6 protein-coding genes are annotated in these 7,634 nt (G+C 64.7%); all 6 read right to left on the reverse strand.

Annotated features, from left to right (window positions below; translation table 11 throughout):
• Positions 1-196: 196 nt before the first annotated feature.
• The 6 genes from astE to J8I87_RS42700 are packed head-to-tail and all read right to left on the reverse strand — an operon-like array spanning position 197 to position 7,393.
• Positions 197-1,249, reverse strand: a complete 1,053-nt coding sequence (gene astE, locus J8I87_RS42675; RefSeq protein ID WP_209938599.1) for a succinylglutamate desuccinylase — start codon at positions 1,247-1,249, stop codon at positions 197-199.
• Positions 1,233-2,573 (reverse strand): N-succinylarginine dihydrolase, encoded by a 1,341-nt coding sequence (astB, locus tag J8I87_RS42680; protein ID WP_209938600.1) that lies wholly within the window; start codon positions 2,571-2,573, stop codon positions 1,233-1,235. Before astB ends, astE begins: the two co-directional genes overlap by 17 nt.
• Before the next feature lie 9 nt (positions 2,574-2,582).
• On the reverse strand, positions 2,583-4,046 hold the full coding sequence (gene astD / locus J8I87_RS42685) for a succinylglutamate-semialdehyde dehydrogenase (protein WP_209938601.1): 1,464 nt from the start codon (positions 4,044-4,046) through the stop codon (positions 2,583-2,585).
• Positions 4,047-4,054: 8 nt separating this feature from the next.
• Positions 4,055-5,080, reverse strand: a complete 1,026-nt coding sequence (astA, locus tag J8I87_RS42690) for an arginine N-succinyltransferase (RefSeq protein WP_209938602.1) — start codon at positions 5,078-5,080, stop codon at positions 4,055-4,057.
• Entirely contained in the window at positions 5,077-6,129 is a 1,053-nt protein-coding gene (gene aruF / locus J8I87_RS42695) for an arginine/ornithine succinyltransferase subunit alpha (protein WP_209938603.1), read from the reverse strand. The genes astA and aruF overlap by 4 nt, the downstream gene beginning before the upstream one ends.
• 28 nt (positions 6,130-6,157) lie before the next feature.
• Positions 6,158-7,393 carry an aspartate aminotransferase family protein gene (locus tag J8I87_RS42700; protein ID WP_209938604.1) on the reverse strand — a complete coding sequence of 412 codons (1,236 nt, stop codon included), beginning with the start codon at positions 7,391-7,393 and terminating at the stop codon, positions 6,158-6,160.
• Positions 7,394-7,634: the final 241 nt, after the last annotated feature.

The following is a 7,634-nucleotide window of genomic DNA, read 5'->3' on the forward strand; positions in this document are numbered from 1 at the left end:
CAGGGGCGACGCCCGCGCCGCGAGGCGCATCGCGGATGCCAGCGATAGCGGCAAAACAAAACCGCATCGCGGATGCCCGCGCAAAGGCAAAACAAACCGCAATCGCGGATGCCAGCGATAGTGGCAAAACAAAACCGCTATCGCGGATGCGAACAAAAAGAAACACCACCCAGCGTCGCAGACAAAAAAGAAGCCCCTAACTCAATACAGAATGAGTCTCGGCAGTCGTCTCCACAACAAGAAGCCCCGCCCGCAACCCGGGCTTGACTGCCGCATTAGGAAACACAATGCGCTCCTCATCATGTCGCACGACATAACGGTAATCGCCATCCCGCGCGAGAACGGTATCGCGCCCAAACACCGTAAAATTGGCGACATCGCGATCGAACAGCAACTCAAACGAATCGCTCTGCTTCGTAATCTGATCGATCACGGTAAACACCCGTGGCAGCGCCAACGAATCATCGCCGCGCTCGCCGGCAAGCAACTGCCGCAGCGCGGCATCGGCGCCCTCAAATCGCGTCAGATCGTTCTTCCCAAATGGCCGCACTTTCCCGAGTTCCAGCGTGCATGCATCTGCGCCGCACGCCTCGGCGGTGAAATGCGAGTAAGTGTTGCCCTTGGTGGTGTGCAACAAAACAGCCGCAATCCGCGCATCGCGCAGCCACTCGAACATCGCACGCGACAACGGCGCGCCCGTATGCGGCAGCAATGCAAACTGCTCGAACACGGAAGCCCGAATCGCCGTGTGCATGTCGATGTGCCATCGCCCGCCGGGTTCATCCGGCGCATCGGCGAAGAAGCGCGCTGCAATACGCTCCAGAGCGGTCGCGCGCGGCGCCTCGTGACTGCCGGGCAACTGCGCATGGCGGCCGCTGAAGAGCCGGTTCAGATCGTCATCGATATATCGGCACGACTCGCGCATCGCCTGCACGTTGCCCAGTATCACCAGCAACCGGCACGCAAGCGCAGCGTGTCCCCGCGCGATGTCGCGAACCAGAAACGACAGCAACTCGATCGGCGCAGTCTCGTCGCCATGAATCCCCGCCGACGCGAGAACGCTGCGCACCGTTGCGCCCGAAGGCGTCGCAGGCTCGAACTGCAACGCGCCATCGTCGACCCACGTCCATCGCACGCCGTTCGCGCACAGGCCTTCGCGGGCATCGCCCGCAGGCCGATGCCCCGCGAGCGTGTACGCGAGGAAATCGTCGAGCAGCGCGGGCATGGCCGTATCAGCGCTGGAAGTCATAGAGCGAGCCCAGACCCAGAATCTGCGTCAACTCATCGAGCGCGGTGCGCGACTCCGTCAACAACTGCGGATCGGCAAGATCGCCGGGCGCGAGACGGTCGCGATAGTGCCGCTCGATCCACGCGTCGAGGCGCGGGAAAAGCTTGTCGTCGATCCACACGCCCGGCGTCACCGCGCCGCGCTCGGCTTCGTCGAGCACGACGCGCAAGCGCAGACACGCGGGACCGCCGCCGTTCTTCATGCTCTCGCGCAGATCGAACACCAACACGTCGTCGATGGGCGCTTTGCCCGCGACCAGTTCGTCGAGGTACGCCGACACGCGCGGGTTTTCGCGGCACTCCTGCGGCACGACGAGCACCTGCTTGCCGTCGCCGCGCAACAGCAACTGGCTGTTGAACAGATACGACGACACGGCATCGGCGACACTCACTTGCGCATCCGGCACCTCGATCACGTTGAACTCGCCGTTGAGCTTCGCCAGCTTCGTGCTCAACTCGTCATACACCGCCTTCTGATCGACGAACGCCAGTTGATGGCAAAACAGCGTGCGCGCATTGCCGACCGCGATCACGTCGTTGTGGAACACGCCTGCGTCGATGACCTCAGGCGCCTGCTGTGCGTAGACGGTCGCGTCGTCCGCGAGGCCGTGACGATGCGCGACGGCACGGCTCGCCTCGAACGTCTGGCGCGCGGGATAACGCTTCGGCTCCGGCCCGCGGCGATATTCGCTGCGCCCATAGACGAAGAACTCGACGCCCTTTGCGCCATACTGCGCGCAAAAGCGCGTGTGATTCGCCGCGCCTTCGTCGCCGAGCGCGGGCGTGCCGGGCAACGCTTCATGCACGATGAAGCGTGACGGGTCCGCGAAAATCGCGCGCAGCGTGCGGCCCGTCGCCTGATGTTCGATCGCGCGATGCAGCTTGCTCGTCAGGTTCGCGGGCGTGAAATGCACGCGGCCATCGTGGGTATCGGCCGACGGGCTGACGGTCGCCGCATTGGCCGTCCACATCGCCGATGCGGAGCTAGCCGCCGCGAGCAGTTCGGGCGCGTCCTTCGCGACGCGCGCGATCACGCTCGCCTCATCGCCGGAAAAGCCGAGCTCGCGCAACAGGCGCATCGACGGACGCTCCTGCGGCGGCAACACACCCTGATTGAAACCCAGGTCCGCGAGCTGCTTCATCTTGCGCAGGCCCTGCTTCGCCGCGGCCTTCGGGTTCGCAACGGACTTTTCGTTATTCTGCGACGCGACATTGCCGAACGACAGCCCCGCATAGTTGTGGGTCGGTCCAACGAGTCCGTCGAAATTGGCTTCAGTGGCTTGCATCGTCGATCCTTAGAAATGAAGACCCGGCGACACGCTCGCGGGCATTTGCAATTGCGCGCTTTCGACGGAAGCCATCGGGTACGCGCAGTAGTCGGCCGCGTAGTAAGCGCTCGGCCGGTTGTTGCCCGAGCGGCCCGTGCCGCCGAACGGCGCCGCCGACGATGCGCCATTGGTGGGCCTGTTCCAGTTCACGATGCCGGCGCGGATCGTGCGCTGGAAGTGCGTCCACAGCGCTTCATCGTCGGCGAGCAGGCCCGCGGACAAACCGAACTCGGTGTCGTTGGCGCCCGTGATCGCTTCGTCGAACGAACCGTAGCGGATGATCTGCGCGAGCGGCCCGAAGTGCTCTTCATCGGGCAGGTTCTTCACGTCTGTCACGTCGAGAATCGCAGGCGTCACGAAGCCGAGCTTCGGATCGCGCTGCTCCATCTTCAGCAACGGCTTTGCGCCGTCCGCGATCAGTTGCGTCTGCGCTTCGACGAGTCGCGCCGCTGCGCGCGCCGAGATCACAGCGCCCATGTACGGCTGCGGATCGGCGTCGTATTCGCCCACTGCAATGCGCGACGTCACGTCGACGAGCCGCGCGATAAAGCGCTCGCCGAATGCATCGTTCGGCACGAAGATGCGGCGCGCGCACGTGCAGCGCTGCCCCGCCGAAAGGAACGCCGATTGGATCGTGTGATGCACGGCGGCATCGAGGTCGGCGACAGGTGCGACGACGAGAGGGTTGTTGCCGCCCATCTCCAGCGCGAGCACGATCTCCGGACGGCCGCCGAACTGCTTGTGCAGCAGCGTGCCCGTGTCGGAGCTGCCCGTGAAGAACAGCCCGTCGATCTGCCGGTGATTCGCGAGCGCAATGCCCGTGTCCTTCTCGCCTTGCACGAGGTTCAGCACGCCGGCGGGCAGGCCCGCATCGCGCCATACTTCGACCGTCGCGCGCGCCACGCCCGGCGCAAGCTCCGAAGGCTTGAACACGACCGCATTGCCCGCGATCAGCGCGGGCACGATATGCCCGTTCGGCAAGTGGCCCGGAAAGTTGTACGGACCGAACACAGCGACGACGCCATGCGGACGATGACGCAGCACGGCCGTGCCATCGGCCATCGCCGCGCGCCGCTCGCCCGTGCGTTCGTTGTACGACTGAATGGAGATCTCGACCTTCGCCGCCATCGACGCGACTTCCGTGCGCGCCTCCCACAACGGCTTGCCCGTTTCGCGGCCGATCGCTTCGGCAATCGCTTCCTTGCGCTCGTTGATCAACGCAGCGAAGCGGCGCACGACGGCGACACGCTCGTCGAGGCTCACGGCCGACCACAACGCGAACGCACGGCGCGCGCTCATCACGGCGCGCTCGACGTCTTGCGCCGAAGCGCTATTGCCTTCCCACACCGTCGCGCCCGTAGCGGGGTTGCGCGATGCGAATGCGTGTCCTGTGCCGGCGACCCATTCGCCGTCGATGAAAAGCTCGCTCATGTTGGTCCTTATTTCTGTTTCAGGGGCAGCACGCGCACCGGCTCGCCTGCCTTCACGTTCAATGCCTGCGCCTCGTGCGCCGACAGACGGAACACGCCGTTCTGCGCGACGCCCGCCGCGACGCCCGTGCGAAAGTCATGCAGCGACGTGTTCGAGACGAGCGAGCGCGGACCGCCTTCCTGCCCTTCGACGGCAGCGATCTCGACGGGCACCACGGCGCTCTCGCGCACCGTGCGCAAATCCGCGACGTGGCATTCGAGCACGGGGCCTGCATCGAAGATGTCGACGTGATTCTCATAACGCAGCCCTTCCGCTTCGAGCATCTTGCGAGCAGGCAGCGTGTCGCTATGCGTGAGGCCGATTGCCCGCTGCGCTTCGTCGGGCAGCAGTTCGACATACACGGGGAAACGCGGCATCAGTTCCGCGAGGAACGACTTGCGGCCATGCGAGCTCAGGTAGTCCGCGGCGTTGAAGTCGATCTGATAGAAGTGCGAGCCGACCGCGCGCCAGAACGGCGACGTGCCGTCCGCGTCGAAATGGCCGCGCAATTCCGCGCAGATGCGCTGCGGAAAGCGGTCGCGGAACTGCGCGATGAACATGAAGCGCGAACGCGACAGCAAGCCGCCCACACCATGCGCGCGATAACGCGGGCTCAGGAACAGCGAGCACACTTCGGCATAGCCCGTCAGGTCGTGCGAGATGTTGAGCGCGCGCATGCGCGTCCAGATGCCGAGATCCTGCGACGCATGCACGACCGTGCTCACGCGATAGTTGTAGAACGGCTGCTCGAGTCCCACGGCCGTTTCGATCCCGCAGACGCCGGCAATGTCCTTCGTTTGCGAATCTTCCATCACGAAGAAGTAGCCCTTCTCGTGCGGCGCGGCCTTGTCCTCGATCGTGCGGCGCGCGCGCGCGATGCGCGCGGCGAGCGCATCGCGGTCCGGCTTGAAGGTCGTGAGACCGGGCCCTGTCTCCTGAGCGAGCGCGACGAGCGCGTCCACATCGCCCGTCTGCACGACGCGAACGACGATCATTGTGCTTCTCCCGTAGAGTGATTCTGTTCCTGCTGATGCAGCGGCACACAGCGCACCGCGTCGCCGTCCTGCACGTCGAGCGCATGGCGCGCGGCCGCCGACAGCGGCGCGCCCTCTTCCTTCTGCGCGGGCAGATCGGCGAGCACGCAGCGGAATTCGCCCGGCTTGTTGCTCGCGATCAGATAGGTCGCGCCATGTTGCGCCGACGCTTCGCGCACCGTGCGCGGCTCGTTGCGCGCGACGCATGTGCTGCGATCGACTTGCGCTGTCAATACCGGACCCGCATCGAAGATATCGACGTAGCGGTCGGTCTCGAAGCCCTCTTCCATATGGATGTCGTACGCGAGCAGCGCCTTTTCGTCGGGCTCGCCGAGCACGCGCTGCGCGCTCTCCGGCAACAGCGGCACATAGATCGGATAGCTCGGCATCACCTCAGCGATGAACGTGCTGCTGCGCCCGCCCGACTGCACTTCGATATCGGCGAAATTGCGGCCAAAGAACTTGCGGCCCACGGCTTCCCAGAACGGCGACACGCCCGTGTCGTCCGTCACGCCGAGCAGCAGCGAGAAGACTTCGGACGTGAAGCGCTCGCGGTTCGCGGCGATGTACATCATCCGCGCGCGCGACATCAGATGCGCGGCGGCATCGCCGCGCAGCGCCGGGTCGATATAGAACCCGGCGAGACGGCTCTTGCCCGTCAGCTCGTGCGACATCGTCAGCGCGTGAATCTTGCGGTTCACATGCAGCTCACGCGACGCGTGAATCAACGCATCGTTGCGGAACACGTAGAACGGCTCCGAGTAGCCGGCTGCCGCCACGATGCTCGCGGTGCCGTGCAGCTTGCCCGTCTCACTGTCTTCGAGCACGAAGAGATAGAACTCCTCGCCCGGAAAATCGACTTCCGCGCGAAACGAGTCCTCCGACAACGCAACGCGTGCCTCCAGCGCGCGCCGGTCGTGTGGCAGCGAGTGCAGCACGGGCTGCGCGTTGCGCGCCATCTGTTGCAAGGCGTCGAGATCGGCCAGGCGGCCAGGGCGGACGAAGAGCATCGTGGTCTCGTGTAATGAACTGAACGGATTACTTTGCTAGCGCCACTGCGCCGACGACTTCCTCGACGGCCTTCGCGAAGCGCGCGAGGCCTTCGTTCATGTCGTCGAAGGGAATGATCAGCGACGGCGCGAAGCGCAGCACATCGGGGCCTGCCATCAGCATGATGACGCCATGCTTGCCCGCCGCCGTCACGAAGTCCTTCGCGCGGCCCTTGAAGGCTTCCGTGAGTTCAACGCCGATCAGGAGGCCCTTGCCGCGCACTTCCTTGAAGATGCCGAAGCGTTCGTTGATGTTCGCCAGGGTGGCCTTCAGTTGCTCGCTGCGCGAGCGCACGCCTTCCAGCAGCTTCGGATCGCTGACGAGATCCACGACCTTCAGCGCGATGGCCGTGGCAAGCGGATTGCCGCCGTATGTCGTGCCATGCACGCCGACCTTGAAATGCGCGGCCAGTTCTTGCGTCGTCAGCATGGCGCCGATCGGAAAGCCGTTGCCGAGCGCCTTGGCCGTCGTCAGGATATCCGGCGTCACGCCCGTGTCCTGATACGCATAGAAGAAGCCCGTACGGCCGACGCCCGTTTGCACTTCATCGAAAATCAGCAGCGCGTCGTGCTGGTCGCACGCTTCGCGCAGCGCCTTGAGGAATGCGGGATCGGCGGGAATCACGCCGCCTTCGCCCTGCACCGGCTCGACGATCACGGCGCAGGTCTTCGGGCCGATTGCCGCGCGCGCCGCATCGATATCGTTGTAGGGCAGATGGCGGATGCCGGCGGGCACGGGACCGAAGCCTTCCGAGTATTTCGGCTGGCCGCCGACGCTGACGGTGAAGAACGTGCGGCCATGGAACGACTGCGTGAACGAGATGATTTCGTCCTTGTCCGCGCCATGACGCTCGAAGGCGACGCGGCGCGCGAGTTTCAGCGCGGCTTCATTGGCTTCGGCACCCGAGTTCGCGAAGAACGCGCGGTCGGCGAAGGTCAGCTCTTCGAGACGCTTGGCGAGACGCAGCACGGGCTCGTTCGTGTAACCGTTACCGATGTGCCACAGCTTCGCACCTTGATCGTGCAGAACTTTCAGCAGTTCCGGATGAGCATGACCCAGCGCCGTCACGGCGATGCCGCCCGCGAAGTCGATGTAGTCCTTGCCTTGCGTGTCCCATACACGGGAGCCGACGCCGCGATCCGGGACGAACGATGCCGGCGCGAATACGGGGACCATGACTTCGTCGAAGGTCTGGCGGGATACGGGTTGGGTCTGGTTGCTCATGGCGGGGCCTCGGGGCTCGTTCGGTGATGTTTCGTAGTTTAGGTGACCGTTGCGGAGGCGTCTTGCGTGGAAGCGACGGGTTCTTTTTTTTATGCCTGCGATTGCGGTTTGTTTTGCCCTTTGCGCGGGCATCCGCGATTGCGGTTTGTTTTGCCGCTGTCGCTGGCATCCGCGATGCGCCTCGTGGCGCAGGCGTTGCCCCTGTGCGGGGCGGCACCTACTTTCTTTGCCGCGGCAAAGA

This window comes from Paraburkholderia sp. LEh10, from assembly GCF_017814945.1.
In the GTDB taxonomy this organism is placed as follows: Bacteria; Pseudomonadota; Gammaproteobacteria; order Burkholderiales; family Burkholderiaceae; genus Paraburkholderia.

Excerpts from the sequence above, each read along its gene's own strand:
- astD (WP_209938601.1), bottom strand. The coding sequence starts at position 4,046 with ATGAGCGAGCTTTTCATCGACGGCGAATGGGTCGCCGGCACAGGACAC.
- astB (WP_209938600.1), bottom strand. The coding sequence starts at position 2,573 with ATGCAAGCCACTGAAGCCAATTTCGACGGACTCGTTGGACCGACCCAC.
- astA (WP_209938602.1), bottom strand. The coding sequence starts at position 5,080 with ATGATCGTCGTTCGCGTCGTGCAGACGGGCGATGTGGACGCGCTCGTC.
- astE (WP_209938599.1), bottom strand. The coding sequence starts at position 1,249 with ATGACTTCCAGCGCTGATACGGCCATGCCCGCGCTGCTCGACGATTTC.
- aruF (WP_209938603.1), bottom strand. The coding sequence starts at position 6,129 with ATGCTCTTCGTCCGCCCTGGCCGCCTGGCCGATCTCGACGCCTTGCAA.
- J8I87_RS42700 (WP_209938604.1), bottom strand. The coding sequence starts at position 7,393 with ATGAGCAACCAGACCCAACCCGTATCCCGCCAGACCTTCGACGAAGTC.